Below are 23,118 nucleotides of genomic sequence, written 5' to 3'. Positions count from 1 at the left end.
CTTGCAGCCGATTGTTGAGGGCTTGCAGCTCCGGTTTACCACCGCCCGTCCCAGGCCAGAAAATTCTGCAGCAGCTGCAGGCCATTGGTATGGCTCTTTTCCGGGTGAAACTGGGTGGCGAATACATTGTCCTGGGCCAGTGCGGCGGCAAAATCCACGCCGTAGTGGCAGCGCCCGGCCAATTGGCTGGTGCGCTCGGGGCTGGCGTAATAACTGTGCACGAAGTAGAAGCGCGCATCCTGTTCGATGCGGTGCCACAGCGGGTGGTCGGCGCTCTGCTTGACCTGGTTCCAGCCCATGTGCGGTACTTTCAGGCGCACATCGCCTTCACGCAGGTCGTCGCCGAAGTACTTCACCGTGCCGGGGAATAGCCCCAGTGCGTCAACGCCGCCATTCTCCTCGCTGCGCTGCAGCAGCATCTGCATGCCGACGCAGATACCCAGCAGCGGCTTCTCGCTGGCCACCTGGCGCACCACCTGATCCAGTCCCAGCTGGCGCAGCTCATTGATACAGTCACGAATCGCGCCGACGCCGGGTAGCACCACGCGGTCAGCGTCGAGAATCTGCTGCGCATCGCTGGTAACGATGATCTGACGGGCACCGACGTGCTCCAGCGCCTTGGCGACGGAATGCAGGTTGCCCATGCCGTAATCGATGACGGCTACCGAGCTCATCTACAGCGAACCCTTGGTCGAGGGAATGCGGTCGCCCATCCGTGGATCGATTTCGACGGCCATGCGCAGGGCGCGACCGAAGGCCTTGAACACGGTCTCGATCTGGTGGTGGGTGTTGACGCCACGCAGGTTGTCGATGTGCAAGGTGACCAGCGCGTGGTTGACGAAGCCCTGGAAAAATTCCTGGAACAGATCCACATCGAACCGACCGACCACCGCGCGGGTGAAGGGCACATGCATCTGCAGACCGGGGCGGCCGGAAAAGTCCAGCGCCACGCGCGACAGCGCTTCGTCCATTGGCACATAGGAGTGGCCGTAGCGGCGCAGGCCCTTCTTGTCACCGACGGCCTTGGCAAAAGCCTGGCCGAGAGTGATGCCGACGTCTTCCACGGTATGGTGGTCGTCGATGTGAAGGTCACCACGACATTCGATATGCATATCGATCAGGCCATGCCGGGCGACCTGGTCCAGCATGTGTTCGAGGAAGGGAACGCCGATATCAAAGTGGGCCTGGCCGGTACCGTCCAGGTTGATTTCCACTTTGATCTGCGTCTCTGACGTGTTGCGCTCGACACTCGCCCTGCGCTGCGTCATGGCAATTCTCCACAATATGTCATTCAAGGGCGGGCATTATACGTGCAGCCCGCGCTCGGGGGCTATAGAAGGGGGATGGTTCATCTTCCCATGCATCTGATCGCTCGGCAGAATGGAGCGAGATGACTGAGAGGGGCAGGGTTTGGCGGATACCGAGATCATTGTGGTGGGAGCGGGGGTAATTGGCCTGGCCGTTGCCCAGCGGCTGGCCGCGGCCGGGCGCGAGGTGCTGGTGCTGGAGCAGGAAAACTGGCTCGGCCAACATGCCTCCAGCCGCAACAGCGAGGTGGTTCACGCCGGGCTCTATTACCCGCCCGGCTCGCGCAAGGCGCTGCTGTGTCGGCAAGGCCAGGCATTGCTGTACCGCTGGTGCGAAGAGCATCAGGTGCCGTACCAGCGGATCGGCAAGCTGCTGGTCGCCACCAGCCCCGACGAGCTGCCGGCACTGGAGAAACTGCGGGCCAATGCCGCGGCCAATGGCGTCGAGCTGCAGCCGTTGAATGAACAACAGCTTCGCCGGCTGGAGCCAGAGTTGCGGGCGGTGGCCGGATTGCACTCGCCGACCACCGGTATCATCGATAGTCACGCCCTGATGCAGTCCTTCGAGGCGATGCTGCTCCACTACGGCGGGCAGTTGTGCTTGAACACCCGGGTGGAACATGTGCGCCGCGAACCGAGTCTACTGCGCGTGCACGGCGTCAGCGCAGGGGAGAGTTTCAGCGTCAGCTGTCGCTATCTGATCAATGCCGGAGGGCTGTTTGCCCAGCAGCTGGCCGGCAGAGTGGAGGGCTATGCGGCTGCCTCGATACCGCCGCTGTATCCTTGCCAGGGGCGCTATTACAGCTATGCCGGGCGCTCGCCGTTCCGACATCTGATCTATCCCATGCCGGAGCCGGGTACCGCCGGGTTGGGCATCCATGCCACTCTGGACCTGCAGGGCCAGTTGCGTTTCGGCCCGGATGTTCGTTACACGGCGGCGCTGGATTACCAGGTCGACCCCGGGTTGGCCGATACTTTCGCCAGGGCGATACGGCGTTATTGGCCCGACTGTCGCAGCGAGCGCCTGCAACCGGGTTATACCGGCGTGCGGGCCAAGCTCAGCGGGCCGGGTGAAGCGGCGGCGGACTTTCTGATTCACGGGCCTGACACCCACGGCATTGCTGGTTTCATCAGCCTGTTCGGCATCGAGTCGCCGGGGCTGACCGCGAGCCTGGCGCTGGCCGAAGAGGTGGCAACATCGCTGGACAAGCTTTAATGTTTCCAGATCACACGGAATTACGGGAGTAATCATGAAAAAACTAGCCAAGATCATCGGTCTGGTGGTGCTGGCCCTTGTCGTTCTGGGCGTCGGAGTGCTGTTCTTCCTGACCCGCATGTTCGATCCCAATGACTACAAGGAACAGATCCGCCAGGCTGCCCGGGAGCAGGCCAATGTCGAGCTGACCCTGGGCGGTGATATTGGCTGGTCGCTGTTTCCCTGGCTGGGCATCGAGCTCAAGCAGGTTGGGCTGGCGCCGGTCGAGCATCCGGAAAAGACCCTGGCCAGTATCGGCAGCATGGGGCTGGGTGTCGAAGTGCTGCCGCTGTTGCGCAAGCAGCTGCGCATGAGCGACGTGATTCTGGACAATATCAGCCTGAACCTGGAAATCGACGAAGACGGCGTGGCCAACTGGTCCAGCATCGGACCGCAGAGCGAGGCCGATGCCGGCGCGCAAGGGAATACCGGGGCGAGTGCCGAAGCCGAGGCTGAAGCCGAAGAGCATGGTCGGTTGGATGTGGCAGTGGAAAGCGTGCGCATCACCAATGCCGATATCAGCTATACCGACCGCCGCACTGCCCAGCAGGTGTCGCTGGAAGACGTGAACCTGACCACTGGCGCGCTGATCGAGAACGAGCCCTTCGATGTGGCATTTCTCGGCCTGCTGGTCACCGGCCAACCGGCCATGCGCATGCGCATCGATCTGAACACCGTGGCCAGCTTCGATCTGGACAAAGAGCGGTACCAACTGGACGGCTTCGACCTGAAGCTGGATGCCAGCGGCGACCCCTTCGGCGGTCGTGCGGTGAACATGCAACTGCAGGGGGACAGCGTGATCGACCTGCAACAGCAGGTGGCTGAGCTGAAGCAGTTGCGCCTGTCCCTGGCGGATCTGCGGGCGACCGGCCAGTTGACCGTCAGTCAGCTGGACAGTGAGCCCCAGCTGGCCGGTGTCATTAACGTGGCGGAATTCGACGCCCGTGCATTGGCCCATGCGCTGGGGCAGAGCCTGCCGTCCATGGCGCAGAACAATGCCCTGAGCAAGGTGGCACTGAATGCCGAGCTGGCCGGAAGCAGCAACAGCCTGATGCTGCAGAATCTCAAGCTGATCGTTGATGGCACCGAGCTGAACGGCAATCTGGGCCTTGCCGATTTCGAGCGCCAGGCCCTGCGCTTCGACCTGCGCGGCAACAGCCTGAACATCGATCATTACCTGCCACCGCCGGAAGACAAGCCGGCAGCGGCAGCGGGCGGCCAGGGCGGCAGCACCTCACGACAGCCACCGGAAGCCTGGAGCAATGACCCCGTGCTGCCATTGGAGACCCTGGCCGGGTTGAACGTGATCGGCAGCCTGGACCTGCAGCAGGTGCAGTTGACCGGCCAGACCATCAGCCCATTCAAAGCCGCAGTCGAGGCGGTGGACGGCAATGTGCGCCTCACGCAGTTCGAGGGTGGCGTGTTCGGCGGGCAGTTCGCCGCCACTGCAGCCATCAACACTACCCGCTCGCCGGCGACCCTGAGCCTCAACGGCAAGCTGGATGACATGGACTCGCTGGCGCTGCAGCGTGCCTACGAGATGGCCGAGCAGTTTCGCGGCGGCCTGGATCTGAACATGAACCTGACGACCCGCGGCAACAGCATGCGCCAGTGGATCAATGGACTGAACGGCGATGTGCGGTTCGATGTGGCTGACGGCGCGCTGCTCGGCGTCAATCTGGAGCAGAAGCTGTGTCAGGCCATCGCTCTGGCCAACCGCAAGCCGCTGAGCGCCGAGCATGGCGGCGCGGATACGCCGTTTACTCAGTTGGGCGGCAGCTTCAAGATCGTCAATGGCAACATCAACAATCGCGACCTGATCGCTGCTCTGCCGGGCATTGCAGCCAAGGGCAATGGCGATATCAATCTGCCGGAACAGCGTCTGGACTATCGGCTTGGCCTGCTGCTCGATGGTGACAAGAGCGACATGCCCGACCCGGCCTGTCAGGTGAACGAGCGCTATGTCGGCATCGAATGGCCGATCCGTTGTGACGGCTATCTGCACAACGCTGCCAAGAGCTGCGGAGTGGATACCGAAGGCGTGACCCGGATCGCCGGTCAGTTGCTGCGCAACGAGGCCGAACGCAAGGTGCAGGACAAGGTTGGCGAGAAGCTGGAGGAAGAGTTCGGCGACAAGGCCCCGGCGGTGCGCGATGCGCTCAAGGGGCTGTTCGGCCGGTGAGTAATGACTCCTTCGCCAGCGCCGTGCTGGCCTGGTACGACCAGCATGGCCGCAAGGACCTGCCCTGGCAGCAGGATATGAATCCCTATCGTGTCTGGGTTTCGGAAATCATGCTGCAGCAGACCCAGGTCGCCACGGTGATTCCCTATTACCAGCGGTTCATGGACACACTGCCGGATGTTCATGCGCTCGCGGCGGCCGATCCGGACGAGGTACTGCACTTGTGGACCGGGCTTGGCTATTACAGCCGGGCGCGCAACCTGCACAAGACCGCGCAGATCGTCGTCAGCGAATATGCTGGCGTGTTTCCGGCCAGTATCGAAGGTCTGGAGGCGCTGCCGGGTATCGGCCGCTCCACTGCCGGTGCCATCGCCAGCCTGAGCATGGGGCTGCGCGCGGCAATCCTGGATGGCAACGTCAAACGGGTGCTGGCGCGTTATCACGCGGTCGAAGGCTGGCCCGGTGAGAAGGCGGTGCATGATCGGCTGTGGCAGATCGCCGAGGGCTATACGCCGCAGCAGCGCTTCGATCATTACACCCAGGCAATGATGGATCTGGGTGCGACTCTGTGCACGCGCAGCAAGCCGTCATGCCTGCTATGCCCGGTACAGGCGGGGTGCGCTGCGCGCATCCTGGGCACGCCCAGCGCCTATCCACATTCCAAGCCGCGCAAGGCGTTGCCGGTGCGCCAATGCGTGATGCCGCTGATGGTCAACCCGGAAGGGGACATCTGGCTGCAGCGGCGGCCCGACAGCGGCCTCTGGGGTGGGCTTTGGTGCCCGCCGCAGCTGGATGACCATCTGGCGCTGGAAGAGCTGCTCGAACGGCTGGGCTGGCCGGTGCAGGCGACCGAAACGCTGGCACCGCTGCGGCATACGTTCAGCCACTTTCATCTGGACATCCAGCCGCTGCTGGTGCGGGTCAGCCCGACACCGAGCGTGGCCGAAGCCGGGCAGGTCTGGTATAACCTGCGCCAACCTTCCCGCCTGGGGCTGGCCGCACCGGTCAGCAAGTTGCTCAAGCGGGCAGAACAGATTCTCGATTGCTGAGAGGAGAAGTCCATGTCACGCATGGTGTTGTGTCGCAAGTACAAGCAGGAACTGCCCGGCCTCGAACGGCCGCCATACCCCGGTCCGAAGGGGGACGCCATCTTCAAGGATGTCTCGAAGAAGGCCTGGGATGAGTGGCAGGCCCACCAGACCATGTTGATCAACGAGCGCCGTCTGAACATGATGGATGCCGAGGACCGCAAGTTCTTGCAGCAGGAAATGGACAAGTTCCTGGCCGGTGAGGAATACGCCCAGGCCGATGGTTACGTTCCACCCAGCGCCTGAAAATCCGGCCTTCCGCCTAAGCGGCTGAAAAAAGTGAAAATATCTTCAGCCGGTGCTTGACATGCAAGGCCTCGAATCGTTTAATAGCGCCCCGTTGCCCGGGTAGCTCAGTCGGTAGAGCAGGGGATTGAAAATCCCCGTGTCGGCGGTTCGATTCCGTCCCCGGGCACCACTATTTCAAGCCCGCTGGCTTACACCAGCGGGCTTTTTTATTGGCGTGTTGCGGTGACCGCCCAGTCAGGCCTGTCCGGACACCGTCCCTGTCAGCGGCCAGTCGGCCAGACGAGCTTCGTTGTCTGTCGAGATCTGGTCGGTGACATGCAATCGGGCAGAGCCGATGGTGTTGGTCGGGTCGGCATAACGGATTGTTGGTCGAACCCAACGGCTGTGCTAGCTTTGCCGAATTGCTTCAAAATGGATAACGATACGTGACACCCCCTGCTCTCGAAGTGCGCAACCTGCACAAGCGCTATGGTGACCTGGAGGTACTCAAGGGTGTGGATCTGGTCGCCCGCGACGGCGACGTGATCTCCATCCTCGGCTCGTCCGGCTCCGGCAAAAGCACCCTGCTGCGTTGCATCAACCTGCTGGAAAACCCGCATGCCGGCCAGATTCTGGTCGCCGGTGAGGAAATCAAACTCAAGTCCGGTCGCGATGGTGCCCTGGTCGCGGCCGATAGCGCCCAGATCAACCGCCTGCGGGCCCGGGTCGGCTTTGTCTTCCAGAATTTCAACCTCTGGCCGCACCTGAGCATTCTCGACAACATCATCGAGGCGCCGCGCCGGGTGCTGGGCCAGTCCAAGGTCGATGCCGTTGCCGCCGCCGAGGTATTTCTGGAGAAGGTCGGGATCGCCGACAAGCGCGATGCCTTCCCGGCCCAGCTGTCCGGCGGCCAGCAACAGCGCGCCGCCATCGCACGTACCCTGGCCATGCAGCCACAGGTCATCCTGTTCGACGAACCCACCTCGGCCCTGGACCCGGAAATGGTCCAGGAGGTGCTGATGGTAATTCGGGCGCTGGCCGACGAAGGACGTACTATGCTGTTGGTTACCCACGAAATGGGCTTCGCCCGTCAGGTGTCCAGTCAGGTAGTATTTCTGCACCAGGGACAGGTGGAAGAGATTGGCACGCCGGAGCAGGTATTTGACAACCCCAACTCCGAGCGCTGCAAACAGTTCATGTCCAGCCACAAGAAGGAGCAGTATCGATGAAAAGCTACAAGGCAGTTCTCCTGGCGGCACTGACCGCCGTTCTCCTCGGCGGTCAGGCAGTTGCAGCGGATAAGCTGCGCATCGGCACCGAGGGAGCCTATCCTCCCTTCAACGAAATCGACAACACCGGCAAGGCCGTGGGTTTCGATCTGGATATCGCCCATGCCCTGTGCGAGAAGATGGGCGCCGAATGCAGCGTGGTTACCTCCGACTGGGACGGCATCATCCCGGCACTGAACACCCGTCGCTTCGACTTCCTGGTCGCGTCGATGTCGATCACCGAGGAGCGCCAGCGCGCGGTGGACTTCACTGACCCGTACTACACCAACAAGCTGCAGTTCGTCGCACCGAAGAACAGCGACTTCAAGGTGGACAAGGACTACCTGAAGGGCAAGACCATCGGCGCCCAGCGCGCGACCATCGCCGGGCAGTGGCTGGAAGAAGACATCGGTGATCTGGTCAACATCCGCCTGTACGACACCCAGGAGAACGCCTACCTCGATATGGCCTCCGGCCGCATCGATGGCGTACTTGCTGACGTCTTCGTCCAGTACGAGTGGCTGCAGAGCGACGCGGGTTCCGATTTCGAGTTCAAGGGTGACCCGGTATTCGATGATGACAAGATCGGTATTGCCGTGCGCAAGGGCGACCCGCTGCGCGAGCGTCTGAACAAGGCGCTGAAGGAAATCGTCGAAGACGGTACCTACGAGAAGATCAACGCCAAATACTTCCCCTTCAGCATTTACTGATGACTGACCGGGCCCTGCGGGGCCCGGTTGCGCTGACCAACTGACTCTGACCCTCATGCTCGATTTGCACGGATTCGGTCCAGCCCTGATTGAAGGGACCTGGATGACCATACGTTTGTCCCTGGCCTCGGTGGCCCTGGGGCTGTTGCTGGGCCTGCTGGGTGCCAGCGCCAAGATTTCCAACAGCATCGCACTGCGCGGCGTCGGCGGCTTCTACACCTCGGTGGTGCGGGGCGTGCCGGAAACCCTCTGGGTGCTGATAGCCTATTACGGCACCACCTCGATCATGAACTGGTTGGGCAGTCATTTCGGCAACCCCTATCTGACGCTCAGCCCCTTCGCCGCGGGCACCATTGCCCTGGCGCTGTGCTTTGGTGCCTATGCCACCGAGGTCTTCCGTGGCGCGTTGCTGTCGATTCCGCCGGGCCAGCGTGAGGCCGGGCTGGCGTTGGGTATGTCGCGGCTGCGGATATTCTGGCGCATCACCCTGCCGCAGCTGTGGCGCGTGGCTTTGCCGGGGCTCGGCAACCTGTATCTGATCCTGCTCAAGGATACGGCCTTGGTGTCGCTGATTTCCCTTGAAGAGATCATGCGCAAGGCGCAGGTGGCGGCCAACTCGACCAAGGAGCCTTTCACTTTCTATTTCATGGCGGCACTGATCTACCTCGGCCTGACCGTGATCATCATGGGGGCGCTGCACTGGTTTGAACACCGCGCCAACCGTGGCTACGTGAGGACCGAACTGTGAGCTGGGCCGAACGCTGGGAATTGATCGTCCGTTGGGCGCCGATGCTGTGGGACGGCACCCTGGTTACCCTGCAACTGGTCGGCATTGCCGTGCTGGTCGGGTTGTTCTTCGCCATTCCGCTGGGCCTGGGTCGAGCGTCGCGGCACTGGTACATCCGTGCGGTGCCCTACAGCTACATCTTCTTCTTCCGCGGTACGCCCCTGCTACTGCAGCTGTTTCTGGTGTATTACGGCCTGTCGCAATTTGAAGTGGTGCGTGACAGTGTTCTGTGGCCCTACCTGCGTGAGCCTTATTGGTGCGCGCTGATCACCATGACCCTGCATACCGCGGCCTATATTGCCGAGATCCTGCGGGGCGCGATCCAGGCGGTGCCGCCGGGTGAGGTGGAGGCGGCCCGGGCGCTAGGCATGTCCAAGCGCCAGGCGCTGCAGCACATCATCCTGCCGCGGGCGATCCGCATCGGCCTGCCGGCGTACGGCAACGAGGTCATCCTCATGCTCAAGGCCAGCGCCGTGGTGTATACCGTCACGTTGCTGGACATCATGGGCGTGGTGCGTACCCTGAACGCGCGCACCTACCAGTACGAGATGTTCTTCCTCATCGCCGGCTTGATCTACCTGGTCATCACCCTGCTATTTACCCAGCTGTTCAAGCTGGTCGAACGCTGGCTGAAAGTGGATGCCAGCCGCAACCGCTGAAGCGGGCATCGATTACGCTGCCCGTTTCGCCGAGCTGGACGCCTGGTTGCATGAACATCAGGCGCTCTGGCGCGGCAAACCCTTTACCACTCCAGTCTTGCCCTGGGAAGCCGAGTTGCCGGAACTGGCCGCCTGGCTCCGTGCACGCACTCTGGAACAAGCCGAGGCGGCGCACAATCACCCTCAGCTGTTGAACGCGCCCGAGCCATTTGCCAATCTGGCCCGGCAGGCGCGCGAGCTGACCCGTTTGCCGGACTGGAGCGGGGCAGGGCCGGCAGAGATTCCAGAGCGGCTGACGCGACATATTCCCGGACGCAAATGGCAGCAGATCACCCGGTTCGCGGATTGCACCACCCGCCAGTGGCAGCAGCCCACCGGCGAGTGGCTGGACTGGTGCGCCGGCAAGGGCCACCTGGGGCGCCTGCTGGCCTGGCAGGGTGGTCAGTCGCTGCTCTGCCTGGAGCGTGATGCCGCGCTCAACCGGGCAGGGGAAGTCCTGGGAGCAGAGGTCGGTATCAGCAGTCGTCATGTGGATGCCGATGTACTGACTCCAGCCGCCTGGCAACGACTGCAGCCGCAGCACAGCGTGGTGGCACTGCATGCCTGTGGGCAGTTGCACATGACCCTGCTACAGCAAGCCGCTGCCCAGGGCTGTGCACAAATAGCCATTTCGCCCTGCTGCTACAACCGTATTGAGGGCCGGGAATACCAACCGCTGTCGACCGCGGCTCGGTACGCCCAGCTGCGCCTGACACGGGACGATCTCGGTCTGCCCCTTCAGGAAAGCATCACCGCCGGCCAACGGGTGCGCCGTCTGCGCGATCAATCCATGGCCTGGCGACTGGCCTTCGACCTCTGGCAGCGCGAAACCCGCGGTGTCGATCACTATCTGCCCACCCCTTCGCGTCCGGAAAGCGCCCTGAGCCAAGGCATCGCCCATTTCTGCCGGGACCTGGCGGCACATCATCAGTTGCAGCTTCCAGATCCCGCGAGCTGGGAGCAGTTGGAGCGCCGAGGCTGGCAGCGCCTGGCCCAGGTGCGCAATCTGGAACTACTGCCCGGCCTGTTCCGCCGCCCGCTGGAAATCTGGCTGCTACTGGATCGTGCACTCTATCTCCAGGAGGCGGGTTACCAGGTTCGCCTTGGCCACTTCTGTGAATACCAGCTCACTCCGCGCAACCTGCTGCTGACCGCAGAAAAAATCCGCCCACAAAGCACACCCATGCTGTGAACGGGTTGCGCACAGAGTTATCCACAGGAATCGGTTGTTCACACTTATCCCCGACTGCTGTGCATAAAGATGTTGATGACCCCTTGGCAAGTGGTCGGGAACCTTCTGTGGCGCGGCCTCCAGAGATCAGGTCAAAAAATGTACAGCGTGAATAAGTTCATACAAACAAGGAGTTAGGAGCGCAATGTCAAGTGAAGCGAGAGAAACAATTCACAAGTGACAGAAGGGCTTTTTGAGGCCGGAGAAAAAGAATTTCATGCCTCGCTTCCCCTCAGTGCTTTACAGAATTGCCCATCCCTATATAATGCGTGCCCATGCCGGTATAGCTCAGCTGGTAGAGCAACTGACTTGTAATCAGTAGGTCCCGAGTTCGACTCTTGGTGCCGGCACCATCTTAAATGTGTTCGCAGCTGACAGATCCACGTACACCATCCACCCCCATGGAGTACGTGTCACATGCACACATACACTGTTATTTCGACGAAAGGCGGCGTAGGAAAAAGCACTACCTGCGCGCATCTCGGTGGTCTTCTCGCCGATGCGGGTCTCAGAGTCCTTCTGATCGACCTTGATAACCAACCCACCCTCTCAAGCTATTACCAGATCCAGACCGAAGCCCCTGGCGGCATCTATGAGCTGATTGCGCTCAACCAGACCCGGCCGGAGCAAGTGATATCCAGTACCGTGATCCAGGGTCTGGACATCATCGTGTCCAATGACTACAACGCCCACCTACCGCAGCTGCTGCTGTCTGCCCCGGATGGCCGCTTCAGGTTATCCAATCTCATACGTCAATTCGAAAATGACTACGACGTGGTCATCATGGACACCCAGGGCGCCCGTTCCATCACCCTCGAAGCCGCAGTCCTGGCATCCGACCAGGCCTTGTCACCCATAACACCTGAGCTGTTGTCGGCCAGAGAGTTTGTGCGCGGCACATTGGGCATGCTCGAAGAGCTGGAAGCTCTCACTCAGTACACCAACCTGACTGTTCCCCGGGTGTCGCTGTTGATCAATCGGCTGGATGAAACCCGAGATGCCAATGGCGTAGCAGAGAGTCTTCGGCAGATGTTCCCTGAAGGCGGCAATAACAGGCGGGTTTCTGTTATGTCCGCCCACCTTCGGCACCTCACAGCATTCCGGCAGGCCGCTGCGCTTGGGCTGCCTATTCACCGTTTCGAGCCAGTCAAACCTGCAGGCCGCAAATCACCTGCCGGCGCTGATCAGATACGGGCGGTGGCCATGGAGTTGAATCCCATGTGGGTATCCATCCTGCAGCCTCAGCTCAGGGAGGGTGCCGCCCATGTCTGCCATTAAGAAAGCGATTACCGGCGCTCAGGAAGTTGGGCGCTTGCCGCCCCACTCCGTGGAGGCAGAGCAGGCGGTATTGGGTGGAGTCATGCTCGCTAACGAAGCTTGGGACGATATCTGCGAGCTGGTTACCTGTGCTGACGCTTTTTACGTCCCAGCCCATCGAGTGCTCTGGAAAGCGATTCAGACTCTGAGTACTAAAAGCCTGCCATTCGATGTGGTGACGGTAGCCGACCAGTTTTCGGAAGAGGAGAAAAACTTTCTCGGCCTCGATTATCTGGGTGAGCTGGCCCGAAACACGCCCTCGGTGGCCAATATCCGGGTGTACGCGCAGATCGTGCGGGATCGCTATCAGCTCAGGCAGCTTTCACTCATCGGCGCAGATCTGAATCACGAGGCTTTGAGTGACGGAGCACAGGGCGAAGCCTTGGTGCAGCAGGCGGAAAAGCGACTCTGTGCGCTGGTCGAGCTACGCGGTAAGGACTATATCCCCGTCTCGGAAACGCTGGCCAGAACGATCGATCAGATTGACATCGCCTTTAACTCCGAAGGCGTCACCGGCCTTTCCACAGGCTACGCGGATCTGGACAAGGAAACAGCGGGGCTCCAGCCCTCTGACCTGATCATCGTGGCGGGCAGACCTTCCATGGGCAAGACCACCTTCGGGCTGAACCTGGTCGAAAATGCACTGCGTGCCAGGGACGACCGGCCTGCCTTCCTCTTCAGCCTGGAAATGCCCCGGGAACAATTGGTCATGCGCCTGCTCGCCAGTATTGGCCGGGTGGATCTTCAACGATTGCGCAACGGTGATATAGAGGATGAGGACTGGCCAAAATTGACCCTGGCGGCTGCGCAGATCAAGGCGCTGGATGATCGTCTGATCATTGAAGATGAGGCTGGTATCTCGGCTACTGCATTGAAAGCCAGAGCACGCCGGTTGGCACGGCGGTTTGGTCAGCCTTCCATCATCATGGTGGATTATCTGCAACTGCTTCAGGAGCCTGGCCGAGATAATCGCAACCTCGAAATTGCGTCAATCAGCCTGGCGCTCAAATCACTGGCCAAGGAGCTGCAAGTGCCGGTGGTCGCGCTATCGCAGCTCAACAGATCGGTTGAACAGCGCCCCAACAAGCGCCCCTCTAACGCCGACCTCCGCGACTCAGGTGCCATTGAACAGGACGCCGACGTAATCATGTTTGTATACCGGGACGAGGTGTACCACACCGACAGTCCTGACAAGGGCGTGGCAGAAATCATTATTGGGAAACAGCGCAACGGCCCTATCGGAGTGGTGCGGCTGGCCTTCAATGGCCGTTGTACCCGGTTCGACTCCCTTGAGTTCAAACAGTCGCAGGGGAACTGACATGGCCAGGCTAACGACATCGAAATCCATTACCACCCAGCAGGTCCTCGACAATACCCGCTTCCTTAGTTCGCAGAACCTCAGGTCCGTCCAGACAAAGCTGACCGCAGCCAAGGGTGAGTTGATTAAACTCGCCGACACCGCTGTGTACAGCCATCTCTTGAGCGAGAAGGAAAAAGAGTTACTGCGCAGCGCTGCCGGGATAGTCGGAGCGGTGAATTTACGAGTCGCCACAGCAAAGGAAAAAAAACAGCGCGATGAGAAACAGCGTCAAGCGAATCTGGATGCTCGGGCAAAGTCAGCCTTACGCATTGCAAAGAATGCATTTACGCTGCCGACAGGTTCCACTGCCGAGTGTATTGAGGTTGTCCGTGTCGCGCTGATCTTGAACCAGCTCCAAGTGATGAAAGGTTTTTACCCTGCAGAGGAGTTCTCCGCGAAGCTGATTGCACAGGCCAGACAGGCTCCGTCCGCATGGAAAACAGCTGAGGCATCTCTGCAGTATGAAGTAAGAAATATGGCGATTGAGATTCTTCGCAGCGTTCAGGACTACATCGTTTATGAGTTAGACGACTGCGACGTTCAAGCAGGATTCGATTCGCTCGTTGCCAGAGTCGCAGAGGCCCGGCCCCGCGTTATAGAGCAACGGGCCGCGGTGCTACATGTCTGGCTTGATGCACTGGAAAGCTGCGGCAGGGAGGTGCGCGCATGAACAGTATCAGCACAGTTGGCAAGCTCAAGAAGCCCCTTCAGGATCTGGCCGAGTACGCATCCAGGCATGGCTGGAGCATCAGCCGCACCAGCGGCGGTCACATACGTTTCACCAAGCCGGGCTACCCGCCGGTTTACACGTCATCCACGCCCAGCGATCCCCGTTCATCATTGAATGCACGTGCAAAACTGCGCCGCACCCAACACGGCACGGGGGGAGGGAGTCATGAGCAAGCGTAGCCTTTCGATCGCCGAAATGACGGCGCAGCTGCAGAAGCCGGGGCCTGCTCTACGAAGCCAGCGTGTCGACAAGATGACTGCGCCGCTGGCCGAGATGGGCATGCAGGTCACGTTGGACCAGCTGCGGCCGTACGACCACAACCCGCGAACGGAACGAAACCCCCGATACGATGAAATCAAGGAGTCCATCCGCCAGGTTGGCTTGAAGCATTCGCCACCGATAACCCAGCGTCCCGGTGACGACAAGTTCATGATCAGTGACGGCGGAAACACCCGGCTGGCAATTCTCAACGAGCTGTATGAGGAAACCGGCGACGACCGATTTTATCGGTTTTGGTGTGTTTACCGGCCATGGGTAACCGAGGAACAGGTGCTGGCAGGGCACTTGTCCGAGAACGAAAACCGTGCGGATCTCAGTTGGATCGAGAAGGCATTGGGTGTGGCAGAGCTGAAACGATTGTTGGAGGAGCATGAAGGCGAGGTGCTTTCCCAGCGCGAACTGGCCCGTCGTTTCAGTGAGCTGGGTTTTTCAGTCAGTCAAAGCCAGATCAGTAGGATGCTTTATACGGTTGAGCATTTCTGGCCGACATTACCGGCAACGCTGAGAAGTGGTATTGGACAACCGCAGATCAAGAAGCTGATTGCGTATCGCGAGGCATGTCTGGAGATATGGAAGCGCTGTAACTCCAGGCAGGAGGCTGACTTCTCTGTAGCCTGGCATGACGTCGTATCGCAGTTTGACTATGAGGAGCAGACGGAGCTGCCTTGGTCGATAGTGGAAGATCGCTTGCTCGGCATGCTTGAGGATCATAGCGGCGCGCACCTGCATACCCTGGACTGGTGTCTGAAGCGGGTCCTTGAGTATCGTCAGCGTCGGCAGGACATTGATGACCCGGAAATATGGCAGCCCCTGCAGGTAGAAATGGAACGGGTTCGTAATCCAGAAGCCCACCCATTGAAGTTTTACCCGCCTCTGCCGGGTGAAGAGGACGAGCCATCGAAGCGCGAGCGCAGGCCTCGGCAGGAGGTTGATACCAGCGAGCCACTTGAATTCGAACCCTCGGGTCCATCACAAAGCCCACCCCGTACCACAGATGACCAGCCAACCTTTAGTGATGAGAACAGCTATCTACGTCAGGAGCTTAATGCGTTGCGGGCACAGAACCGCAAACTCCTTGAAGGCAGGCAGGCCGCCGTTGCCTCTGAAGAGTCGGTATTACCTATTAATGAGCATGAACAGGTAACCGATCAGGACAGCATTGCCGTGCTGCGTTCAGATGATGATCTGGCAATCCCGGAGGCGGAAGAAGAAGCTGACCTGCGAACGGACGAAGAACGTATCAACAGTCTGACCTTGTCGGTGATTGATGAGCCGGAAGGCAAGCGTAAGCTACGTCACGCCGTTGCCGCCATGCACGGAGGCCAGGCAGGTGATTTTCAGGACTTTGCCGTCCAATCCATACCGCTGATGTCGGCTGGGCCGCTGACACCTGTCACCGACATCTGGTGGGTCGACGCCCATGTACAGACACCAAAGAAACTCCGATATGTGATTTATCGCCTTGCCCAGTCACTAGGCCAGTGGGCTGGATTCCCGCTTTCGGACACGGAACTGTATCCAGCTCCATTGCAGCTCAATCAGGAAGAGGGGTTGGGATATCATTTGCAGCCTCTGTCTGGAGATCTTGAGCAGGACCCTGCCGCTCAAAAAGTCTGGCAGTTGCTGGCGGCTCTATCTGGCGAAGTGCAACCGGCTTACCCATCCGATATCAGCCTGATTGGTGATTTGCTTGGCACGGCAGGTGAAGCCGAGCACTTGCCGGATGAGGTGCTGATTCGCCTGTTCAGGCTGATCCGGCTGGTCCGTGTTCTACGCACCCAGGAATCCACCAGGGGAGATAGCTGATATGGATACTGTTGTGACATTAGCGATCCTTCGTCAGGCCATAACCTATGTCCGCGAAGGAAATATGCGCAGGGCGCGAGCTCTCGGGTTCAATGATGACGAGCTTCGCGAACTGCGTCGGCTTAGCGCGACCGATATTGATGCGCTCGCCACCAGCAATCCTGTGGTGTGCCGCCTTTCAGTTGATCATGATCTTTTGGGCGGAGTATTTCGCCGGCTCAGTTCTGACATGGATCGCGAGAAGACCATTGATCGATGCCTGGAGCTCGGAGCGTCTGTTCAGATGATGTCTTCGTTTTTTGGGCTGACAGGAAACGATTGCTCGACCCGGCGTGCACTGCTTGGACTGGAATCCCGTCAGGGACGTGTGGCGATGCCGACGGAAACAGAAGAGCATGATGCCTTTCGGCGTTGGCAAGATATCAGCGCCGCTCCCACCGCACCCGATGCCGCGGATGACATCCAAGGCATGATCGTGCTCTGTGAGGAAACCTGCATACCCTTGGGCGTGGTCTGGCAACTGGTAAAGACTTGGGCGCAAACGGTCAGCTCCAGCTCTCGCAGCAAGCTCCAGCTGGCTGATGGGAGAAAGGTATGCGCTCGATAGAGGACTGGCAGGTACTGGTTGGGCGTGCAACGTCCTCCATTACCCAGAGATTCTCCGACAGCAAGCTTTCACATGCGGGCGAACTGGATGGATTACTGTTTTTCGGAAACCCCCACGAAACAGTACCCAGAGGCCTGCTACTTGATGAGTATCTTGGTGCTGTGGATGTCCTGGGGTGGCAAATGATCCGCCTGATGACCGAGGCTGATCGCAGCACCGCTTTTCCAACATACGACCAGTTGCAACCGTTGTTGCGAGCTTCGCCTGGAACGTCAGCGTCACGCGGGACGGTAGCGCGGGTGATTGCCGTACTCAGGCTCACCCGCTGGATGAGCTTATGTCATAAGGCCCGTCATGATACCGGACGCATCATGGGCAATGTCTATGCATTGCATGATGAGCCGTTGAGCTTTGAAGAAGCGGCATTACTCGATTCGGATTACAACGCGTTCGTAGTCCAGTGCCTGTCGCATAACAACAGCTCAGTCCGGTTTGTAGCTGAGCGCGTTCATTCGGCGATGGAGAGTGGAGGGCAGCAAACGCGCCTCAATCAGCGAGCCCAACGCTTTGTTGAAATGCGTGACCAGCGGCGTGGCAGCACCAAGCAAGACAGAAAGAACCATCAGTCACCGTCAGAGAACTCCCCAGTAATACCGGGTTTCGGGAGAGAACCAAGTAGCAGCCAAACGGAGAACCGCCCAAGTTCGCAGAGAGAACTAAGTGGTAAATCAATGGTTTACGGAAGATCTAGCCAAGTTCGCTCTGAGAACCAAGCGAATACAGTACCAGTACGTAATGGTATTTATTTAAAAACAAGTACAGGTACCGAGGCGGATCCAGGATTGATCTGGCATGAGCAATTGCGGATAGAACCGCAAGAGCGCCAAGAGCTCTTGGCCGTTCTTCAACGCCTAGGCTCAGAGGTTGCTCAAGCTGTGCTCGATGAAACGGCGGGACGAGTGTTGGCAGGTAAAGTTCGTACACCGAAGGGTCTGTTGCGATCCCTGATCAAAAGCGCTCAGGCAGGTGAGTTCGTTATCACTCGTTACGCCGAAAACATACGCGACATGCGTTGTGGCGAGGGTGTTGCGATAGGGCTTGAGGTCGAAGCACGACACGGTTCTGAGATGGCAGGGCAAGGACTATCCCAACCGGCGACGCAATTAACGCAAGCTCAAGCCGCAGCGAGCAGAAAAAAATTGCTCGACTCGTTAGGTCTGAGACGCTGATCCTTTAATGAGATAAACACGAAACAATCCCCGCCGGGATTCTTATTATCTATGTCCTGAAGCCAGCCAGATGCGCAGAGTTCCTGACCACAGATGAACTGTTGAGGAGCTGGATGCCATGGCTGATATAGATGTTGGAGCGCTGCGCAGCAAAATAGAGCTGACACTGCATACTTACCACGCAACGCGGACCTGGTGGGGACGAGACGTTGAGTCCGGTAAACCCCAGATTATCGGCATGCGTCAGTTCCTGGCTCTGGTAGGCCGCATTCAGCAGAACGCCGCCAAAGATGACCCCTATTCAGACGACTGGATGTTGCGCATCGACGCCAAATTGCATGACGTCAAAAACATCCTGGACCCCATGTATGCAAAGTCCGAAGCACTGCTGGCTTCGGTTCCTGAAGAGCTGTCCATCGCTGAGAACATCTCACAGAAGCCGTTTCGCACGGGCGTGTACCCGGGTGGACAACAGGGCTGGCAGGGAATCCATCAGCTGATTCGCTATGACCGAATAGTGCGCAACATTCTGCTTGCCCAGCATATCGCCATGATCGTGAGAAGTGATGCTCATGAGGCGCTGCGCATCAGCGCAAATGCCATTCGCGGACTCTGTTCTGCTCCGCAGCGATACCCGGGGCTGAGCGGTGCTACCCGTGATGATTTTGCAGCAGCCAATGCCCGTGCCCGTGATGCCGTAGCGAAATATGGCGAACTTGCACCCGATGTACTGAGCGGCATTCGCCGAAGCCCTTACGCACCGCCCCTTCGACAGCGTGATGGTGTTGCAGATAGAAACACTCATGAAGATCCGGATGCAGACAACCTGGAGCAGTTAATAGACCAGGCGACCAAGCCAGAGCCTGTAGCAGGAGGTGGTCTGTTGGGTGCGGATGAGGTCTAGGTTGGTTTTCTCATTTTGATGGCAGTGCCATCAACGGATGACTGGATCGAGGGTTTTGGTCACGCAGTGATGGCAGTGCCATCAACGGATGACTGGATCGAGGGTTTTGGTCACGCAGTGATGGCAGTGCCATCAACGGATGACTGGATCGAGGGTTTTAGTCACGCAGTGATGGCAGTGCCATCAGGGTCAAGAGGAGTCGAGGTGGTATGCGAAAGAACCCAACTGTGACCGTTGAGCGTCTACCACCAGACAGCTGCGACTTGCCACGAACTTGTTACCAAAGGGTAAAGGGCCTTTACCCCTTTAAGGGTAAGGGGGGGCTGCTGAAGTATATGGCTGAGATCGAAGTCTACGCACGGCACCTGGAGCAGGCTGCTCATGATTTTGCCCAACAGCACAATCTATTACTGAAGGCATACCGGATCGTCCTTACCCCGCACACCGAATCCAAACGAGGTGATCGAGTGCCGATGGTGCGCTGGAGAAGTGTAGGTAGCCGGTCGATGGGCATGGCGCAGTTTGACCAGGTGTTTAACCAGGTGCAGTCGGAGGGAGAGCGCCGAGTGTTATATGACATTGAGGTGGAGCGCTGTTTGATCAACAACCAGGCAGGCACAGTGAACGCAACCATGCGCAGGTTACGAACAACATTGCAGTCGCTGGAACATATTGATGAGCTCACAAACCGACTGGGATAGGTGTTCACTTAGACAGGGGCAAGCTGTCGCAGAATACCTGTCAGTCTGAAATCTGATTCAGCGTTTCAAGCTCGATCTGTCTGCGGCAGTGTGTACTCACAATAGCAAGAAGTGGAGCGCTTCTCATGAGTACACATTTCGAAGGTGAAGGTAATATTGGGTCTGATCCGCAGGTCAAGGTATTCCCCACCAGTGACAACTCACCACCCAGAGGCATTCTGCGCTTGAATGTCTTTTTTGATAATCCAGTCGCGGTTGGCGAAGGCAACTTTGAAGATCGAGGCGGTTTCTGGGCACCGGTTGAGATCTCCCGTGATGCTGATACCTGTGAGCAGTGGTCACAGCTCTATCAGCGAGGTATGCGCGTGATGGTGGCGGGCCGAATGATCCGCGACCAATGGACCGGTGTTAACAATGAAGAGCGGTCTGCAATGAAGGTGCGCGCGCGATCCGTTGGTATCTTGCCGTATCGAATTGACGATGTGGTCATGGCCCAGAAGTCGAGCGTGTCTGATCAGGTCGTGCAGCCATCAGAGCCACTCGAACCTGCTGTACCGGAAGACTCCTTCATGGAAAATGAGGGTAGCTGTCTGACGTCTGAATGAGACCTTGTTCCGGAATGGTCTTGCGCAAGGGCGTAAGGTTTCTATCAGCCCTCTTGTTGGGTATGCCATCACCATGACAACGAGAAAACACATGAAGAACATTACCTTGCTGACTGCTGGCCTTGCTGCGTTCATTCTGGTCGGCTGTGCGAACGATCAACACGTCTACTATCAGGGGAAATGCCTTAGCTGCATGAATAATCCCATGACCGGGGAACCGGTTAACTATGACCCAGATACGCTGCCTGCAGGGGCCATGGACAGCTCTCGGCCAGTGGCATCCAGAACATCGGGAGCGGATGCAGGGATGGCCACCCTTCCGGGTGTAAGTGAACGGGATGAGTTACGCATGAGTTACTCCGGAGATGTGGATTCGGCAGCGGCGCTGCTCAAGAATGCGTTTGGCTACCTGACACCACAAGAGGCTGTGGCTCAGCACGGGACCATGGCGGGAGGTATGATGTTCAACGGTGGTGGCTACACATTCAGCGCGGTTCCTGGCACCACATACTCGATGACACGTGTCTATTTCGATGGAAGCCTGACCACTTTGGTGAGCAAAGGCAAAAGCGGAGCGGACGTTCTGCTTACCTATAGCGTGTATGGCCGCAATGAGGGGCCGAGCGTGCCGGCCGTGATGCAGCGTGTCGAACGCGTAGCAAATGATGCTCTGCGCTGACAGCCAGGCATTAAACGATCTGGCCGTGTGGCTATTGATTTACGCAATCCATTGAGCGGCCCTGGGGGCGAGACATATGACGACCTTGGTGATCGTGGAGTCGCCGGGCAAAATCAAGAAAATCAGCTCGATCCTGGGCCGCGGCTACAAGGTGGTTGCCAGTGTCGGGCATGTCCGCGATCTGCCCGGGCGTGAGCTGGGTGTGGATCCGGCCAGTTTCAAGCCGACCTATGTGCCGACCGACCGGGGCAAGGGCGTGCTGGCCAAGCTGCGCAAGGAGGTGGCGGCTGCTGATCAGGTGATTCTGGCGACTGACCCGGATCGTGAAGGCGAAGCCATTGCTTGGCATCTGGCCGATGCCCTGCGGCTGAAGCAGCCCAAGCGCATCACCTTTACTGCCATCACCAAAGACAAGATCCGCGAGGCGCTGTCGCAGGTGCGGGCCATCGATCATGACCGGGTGCGCGCTCAGGAGGCGCGGCGAGTGCTGGATCGGCTGGTGGGTTACAAGGTCAGCCCGGCGTTGTCCAATAGCGCCGGTCACGCGCTCTCCGCTGGTCGGGTGCAGTCCCCTGCTGTGCGGCTAGTGGTGGATCGTGAGCGGGAAATTGCCAACTTCAAGGCGGTCACCCATTTTGGCGTGGAGCTGTCCCTGCCGATTCCCGGACACTGGCCGGACAACCCCAAAGCGCTCTGGCGGGCTCAATGGGATACCCGCCCGCATCTGCTCAAAGGTGAAGAGTATCTGCTCGACCGGGCTCTGGCCGAGCGGGTGGCGCAGGTGCGGGATGTGCAGGTGGCACGGTTCGAGAGTGCCTACGCCAACCGCGCACCCGCCGCGTCCTTCACCACCTCCACGCTGCAGCAGGAGGCCGGCAAACGGTTGAAGATGAAGCCCAAGCGGGTGATGGATCTGGCGCAGAAGCTGTATGAGCAGGGCGCCATTACCTACCACCGTACCGACAACCCCAATCTGGACGCTGCGGGCATCGAGGCGATTCGAGCGTATGCCTTGTCGGCGGGCTTGCAGCTGGCCGAGAAACAACGCAGTTGGAAAGCCAAGGAGGGTGCGCAGGAGGGGCATGAAGCAATCCGGCCTGCGGATGTCGCGGCGTTGCAGGCGGGTGAGGATGCGAGCCAGCAGGCACTCTATGAGCTGATCTGGCGGCGGGCGGTTGCCTCGCAGCTGGCCGATGCGCGCTATGCGGTGCGCAAGGTATTGTTGACCGGGGATGCTGAGGGTTTGCCGGTGCGCTTTATCGGTCGTGGCCGCAAGCTGGTCGATCCCGGCTGGATGCGGGTCTATGGGCAGGATGATCCGGAGGACGGCGCGCAGGCCGAACCGGTCAATCCGATACCGTGGCTGGACGTGGGGAAGAATATTCAGGCGGTGGATGCGCGGGTCCTGGATAAGGTGACCAAACCACCGGTGCGTTTCAAGCAATCCACTCTGGTAGCGGAGCTGGAGCGACAGGGCATCGGGCGGCCAAGTACCTATGCGGCCATTCTAGAGAACATCACCGGTCGGGTTTATCTGCTGGAGGACAGCAAGGGCTTTCTGTCGCCTTCACCGACCGGCGAGCTCATCCGGGATGCGCTGGTGGGCACCTTTGCCTTTGCCAATCTGGATTTCACCCGCGAGTTGGAGGACCAGCTGGATCTGATCGCCGAGGGACGTATGACCTATGACCAGGTTATCAGTCAGACCTGGGCACTGCTGGACAAGGAGCTGGGAGGTCTGCGGCAGAATCAGATTAGTTTGCCTGCAGCCGAGCATGCCTGTCCGCAATGCGGCTCAGCGCTACGGCGTCGCAAGGGTAGCAAAGGCTTCTTCTGGGGCTGTTCGGGCTATCCGGAGTGCAAAACCGCACTGCCGGATGCCAAGGGCAAACCGGGCAAAGCCAGAGCACGCACCCCGCAGCCGGAACCGAGCGCGCATGCCTGTCCGAAATGCACCAAGCCCTTGCTGCATCGAATTGGGACGGGCAGGAAAGGGGCTTATGACTTCTGGGCCTGCAGTGGGTTTCCGAAGTGCAAGGCGTCGTTTGAAAATGCTAACGGTATCCCCAACACCGGTTAATCAACTGATGGGTTGTTACGCATGCATAAAGCGTTTTTGCGTCTGGGGGCAGCAAACATAGAGGACA

The 23,118-nt window shown here is 59.2% G+C and carries 22 protein-coding genes, 2 tRNA genes and 1 pseudogene; 23 read left to right on the top strand and 2 right to left on the bottom strand.

What is annotated here, in order from left to right:
• Positions 1-35: 35 nt before the first annotated feature.
• Complete coding sequence (hisH, locus tag BM267_RS09045; RefSeq protein ID WP_036989061.1) at positions 36-674, bottom strand: imidazole glycerol phosphate synthase subunit HisH; 639 nt, start codon at positions 672-674, stop codon at positions 36-38.
• Complete coding sequence (gene hisB / locus BM267_RS09040; RefSeq protein ID WP_036989062.1) at positions 675-1,268, bottom strand: imidazoleglycerol-phosphate dehydratase HisB; 594 nt, start codon at positions 1,266-1,268, stop codon at positions 675-677.
• A 142-nt stretch (positions 1,269-1,410) separates the two neighbouring features.
• On the opposite strand from hisB, the gene BM267_RS09035 reads away from it, so the two are divergent.
• From BM267_RS09035 to topA, 23 genes and pseudogenes are all read left to right on the top strand, one after another.
• Entirely contained in the window at positions 1,411-2,523 is a 1,113-nt protein-coding gene (locus BM267_RS09035) for an NAD(P)/FAD-dependent oxidoreductase (RefSeq protein ID WP_074779436.1), read from the top strand.
• Positions 2,524-2,557: 34 nt separating this feature from the next.
• Positions 2,558-4,744 (top strand): AsmA family protein, encoded by a 2,187-nt coding sequence (locus tag BM267_RS09030; protein WP_074779435.1) that lies wholly within the window; start codon positions 2,558-2,560, stop codon positions 4,742-4,744.
• Positions 4,741-5,793 (top strand): A/G-specific adenine glycosylase, encoded by a 1,053-nt coding sequence (gene mutY / locus BM267_RS09025; protein WP_074779433.1) that lies wholly within the window; start codon positions 4,741-4,743, stop codon positions 5,791-5,793. Before BM267_RS09030 ends, mutY begins: the two co-directional genes overlap by 4 nt.
• A 12-nt stretch (positions 5,794-5,805) precedes the next feature.
• On the top strand, positions 5,806-6,078 hold the full coding sequence (locus BM267_RS09020; RefSeq protein WP_036989067.1) for an oxidative damage protection protein: 273 nt from the start codon (positions 5,806-5,808) through the stop codon (positions 6,076-6,078).
• A gap of 96 nt (positions 6,079-6,174) precedes the next feature.
• Positions 6,175-6,250 (top strand) — tRNA-Phe (locus BM267_RS09015).
• A gap of 256 nt (positions 6,251-6,506) precedes the next feature.
• A complete protein-coding gene (locus BM267_RS09010; protein ID WP_074779431.1) occupies positions 6,507-7,289 on the top strand; it encodes an ABC transporter ATP-binding protein in 783 nt (260 codons plus the stop codon).
• Complete coding sequence (locus BM267_RS09005) at positions 7,286-8,038, top strand: ABC transporter substrate-binding protein (protein ID WP_074779429.1); 753 nt, start codon at positions 7,286-7,288, stop codon at positions 8,036-8,038. The genes BM267_RS09010 and BM267_RS09005 overlap by 4 nt, the downstream gene beginning before the upstream one ends.
• Before the next feature lie 55 nt (positions 8,039-8,093).
• Entirely contained in the window at positions 8,094-8,786 is a 693-nt protein-coding gene (locus BM267_RS09000; protein WP_074779427.1) for an ABC transporter permease, read from the top strand.
• A 41-nt stretch (positions 8,787-8,827) separates the two neighbouring features.
• Positions 8,828-9,484: an ABC transporter permease gene (locus tag BM267_RS08995; RefSeq protein WP_036990141.1), complete on the top strand. Its 657-nt coding sequence runs from the start codon at positions 8,828-8,830 to the stop codon at positions 9,482-9,484.
• Positions 9,465-10,715 carry a methyltransferase gene (locus BM267_RS08990; RefSeq protein ID WP_074779425.1) on the top strand — a complete coding sequence of 417 codons (1,251 nt, stop codon included), beginning with the start codon at positions 9,465-9,467 and terminating at the stop codon, positions 10,713-10,715. The genes BM267_RS08995 and BM267_RS08990 overlap by 20 nt, the downstream gene beginning before the upstream one ends.
• A 316-nt stretch (positions 10,716-11,031) precedes the next feature.
• Positions 11,032-11,107: transfer RNA gene (locus BM267_RS08985), tRNA-Thr, on the top strand.
• Positions 11,108-11,171: 64 nt separating this feature from the next.
• Complete coding sequence (locus BM267_RS08980) at positions 11,172-12,032, top strand: ParA family protein (protein WP_074779423.1); 861 nt, start codon at positions 11,172-11,174, stop codon at positions 12,030-12,032.
• Positions 12,010-13,389: pseudogene (gene dnaB, locus BM267_RS08975) on the top strand (replicative DNA helicase); the annotation flags it as partial. The gene BM267_RS08980 and the pseudogene dnaB, both read left to right, overlap by 23 nt.
• 1 nt (position 13,390) lies before the next feature.
• Positions 13,391-14,101 carry a hypothetical protein gene (locus tag BM267_RS08970; RefSeq protein WP_074779419.1) on the top strand — a complete coding sequence of 237 codons (711 nt, stop codon included), beginning with the start codon at positions 13,391-13,393 and terminating at the stop codon, positions 14,099-14,101.
• Positions 14,098-14,340, top strand: a complete 243-nt coding sequence (locus BM267_RS08965) for a type II toxin-antitoxin system HicA family toxin (protein WP_074779417.1) — start codon at positions 14,098-14,100, stop codon at positions 14,338-14,340. The genes BM267_RS08970 and BM267_RS08965 overlap by 4 nt, the downstream gene beginning before the upstream one ends.
• Positions 14,327-16,246 (top strand): ParB family protein, encoded by a 1,920-nt coding sequence (locus tag BM267_RS08960; protein WP_052508722.1) that lies wholly within the window; start codon positions 14,327-14,329, stop codon positions 16,244-16,246. Before BM267_RS08965 ends, BM267_RS08960 begins: the two co-directional genes overlap by 14 nt.
• Before the next feature lies 1 nt (position 16,247).
• Positions 16,248-16,853: a DUF2857 domain-containing protein gene (locus tag BM267_RS08955; RefSeq protein WP_044498958.1), complete on the top strand. Its 606-nt coding sequence runs from the start codon at positions 16,248-16,250 to the stop codon at positions 16,851-16,853.
• Positions 16,841-18,082, top strand: a complete 1,242-nt coding sequence (locus tag BM267_RS08950; RefSeq protein WP_074779415.1) for an STY4528 family pathogenicity island replication protein — start codon at positions 16,841-16,843, stop codon at positions 18,080-18,082. Before BM267_RS08955 ends, BM267_RS08950 begins: the two co-directional genes overlap by 13 nt.
• Positions 18,083-18,200: 118 nt before the next feature.
• On the top strand, positions 18,201-18,986 hold the full coding sequence (locus tag BM267_RS08945; protein ID WP_074992205.1) for a PFL_4669 family integrating conjugative element protein: 786 nt from the start codon (positions 18,201-18,203) through the stop codon (positions 18,984-18,986).
• A 335-nt stretch (positions 18,987-19,321) separates the two neighbouring features.
• Positions 19,322-19,687, top strand: a complete 366-nt coding sequence (locus BM267_RS08940; RefSeq protein ID WP_235818261.1) for a DUF3158 family protein — start codon at positions 19,322-19,324, stop codon at positions 19,685-19,687.
• A gap of 125 nt (positions 19,688-19,812) precedes the next feature.
• The gene (locus BM267_RS08935; RefSeq protein WP_074779409.1) at positions 19,813-20,292 is read left to right on the top strand and encodes a single-stranded DNA-binding protein; all 480 of its coding nucleotides are present in this window, start codon (positions 19,813-19,815) and stop codon (positions 20,290-20,292) included.
• Positions 20,293-20,383: 91 nt separating this feature from the next.
• Positions 20,384-20,971, top strand: a complete 588-nt coding sequence (locus BM267_RS16720) for a hypothetical protein (protein WP_074779407.1) — start codon at positions 20,384-20,386, stop codon at positions 20,969-20,971.
• Between the two features lie 76 nt (positions 20,972-21,047).
• Positions 21,048-23,051: a type I DNA topoisomerase gene (topA, locus tag BM267_RS08925; protein ID WP_074779405.1), complete on the top strand. Its 2,004-nt coding sequence runs from the start codon at positions 21,048-21,050 to the stop codon at positions 23,049-23,051.
• Positions 23,052-23,118 lie beyond the last annotated feature (67 nt).

It is taken from the genome of Halopseudomonas bauzanensis, from assembly GCF_900114735.1.
Lineage (GTDB): Bacteria > Pseudomonadota > Gammaproteobacteria > Pseudomonadales > Pseudomonadaceae > Halopseudomonas > Halopseudomonas bauzanensis.
Note: the sequence above shows the minus strand (reverse complement) of the source record. Positions and strands in the feature narration are given on the sequence as shown.

Excerpts from the sequence above, each read along its gene's own strand:
- hisH (WP_036989061.1), bottom strand. The coding sequence starts at position 674 with ATGAGCTCGGTAGCCGTCATCGATTACGGCATGGGCAACCTGCATTCC.
- hisB (WP_036989062.1), bottom strand. The coding sequence starts at position 1,268 with ATGACGCAGCGCAGGGCGAGTGTCGAGCGCAACACGTCAGAGACGCAG.
- BM267_RS09030 (WP_074779435.1), top strand. The coding sequence starts at position 2,558 with ATGAAAAAACTAGCCAAGATCATCGGTCTGGTGGTGCTGGCCCTTGTC.
- BM267_RS09020 (WP_036989067.1), top strand. The coding sequence starts at position 5,806 with ATGTCACGCATGGTGTTGTGTCGCAAGTACAAGCAGGAACTGCCCGGC.
- BM267_RS09005 (WP_074779429.1), top strand. The coding sequence starts at position 7,286 with ATGAAAAGCTACAAGGCAGTTCTCCTGGCGGCACTGACCGCCGTTCTC.
- BM267_RS09000 (WP_074779427.1), top strand. The coding sequence starts at position 8,094 with ATGCTCGATTTGCACGGATTCGGTCCAGCCCTGATTGAAGGGACCTGG.
- BM267_RS08995 (WP_036990141.1), top strand. The coding sequence starts at position 8,828 with ATGCTGTGGGACGGCACCCTGGTTACCCTGCAACTGGTCGGCATTGCC.
- BM267_RS08990 (WP_074779425.1), top strand. The coding sequence starts at position 9,465 with ATGCCAGCCGCAACCGCTGAAGCGGGCATCGATTACGCTGCCCGTTTC.
- BM267_RS08980 (WP_074779423.1), top strand. The coding sequence starts at position 11,172 with ATGCACACATACACTGTTATTTCGACGAAAGGCGGCGTAGGAAAAAGC.
- BM267_RS08970 (WP_074779419.1), top strand. The coding sequence starts at position 13,391 with ATGGCCAGGCTAACGACATCGAAATCCATTACCACCCAGCAGGTCCTC.
- BM267_RS08965 (WP_074779417.1), top strand. The coding sequence starts at position 14,098 with ATGAACAGTATCAGCACAGTTGGCAAGCTCAAGAAGCCCCTTCAGGAT.
- BM267_RS08960 (WP_052508722.1), top strand. The coding sequence starts at position 14,327 with ATGAGCAAGCGTAGCCTTTCGATCGCCGAAATGACGGCGCAGCTGCAG.
- BM267_RS08955 (WP_044498958.1), top strand. The coding sequence starts at position 16,248 with ATGGATACTGTTGTGACATTAGCGATCCTTCGTCAGGCCATAACCTAT.
- BM267_RS08950 (WP_074779415.1), top strand. The coding sequence starts at position 16,841 with ATGCGCTCGATAGAGGACTGGCAGGTACTGGTTGGGCGTGCAACGTCC.
- BM267_RS08945 (WP_074992205.1), top strand. The coding sequence starts at position 18,201 with ATGGCTGATATAGATGTTGGAGCGCTGCGCAGCAAAATAGAGCTGACA.
- BM267_RS08940 (WP_235818261.1), top strand. The coding sequence starts at position 19,322 with ATGGCTGAGATCGAAGTCTACGCACGGCACCTGGAGCAGGCTGCTCAT.
- BM267_RS08935 (WP_074779409.1), top strand. The coding sequence starts at position 19,813 with ATGAGTACACATTTCGAAGGTGAAGGTAATATTGGGTCTGATCCGCAG.
- BM267_RS16720 (WP_074779407.1), top strand. The coding sequence starts at position 20,384 with ATGAAGAACATTACCTTGCTGACTGCTGGCCTTGCTGCGTTCATTCTG.
- topA (WP_074779405.1), top strand. The coding sequence starts at position 21,048 with ATGACGACCTTGGTGATCGTGGAGTCGCCGGGCAAAATCAAGAAAATC.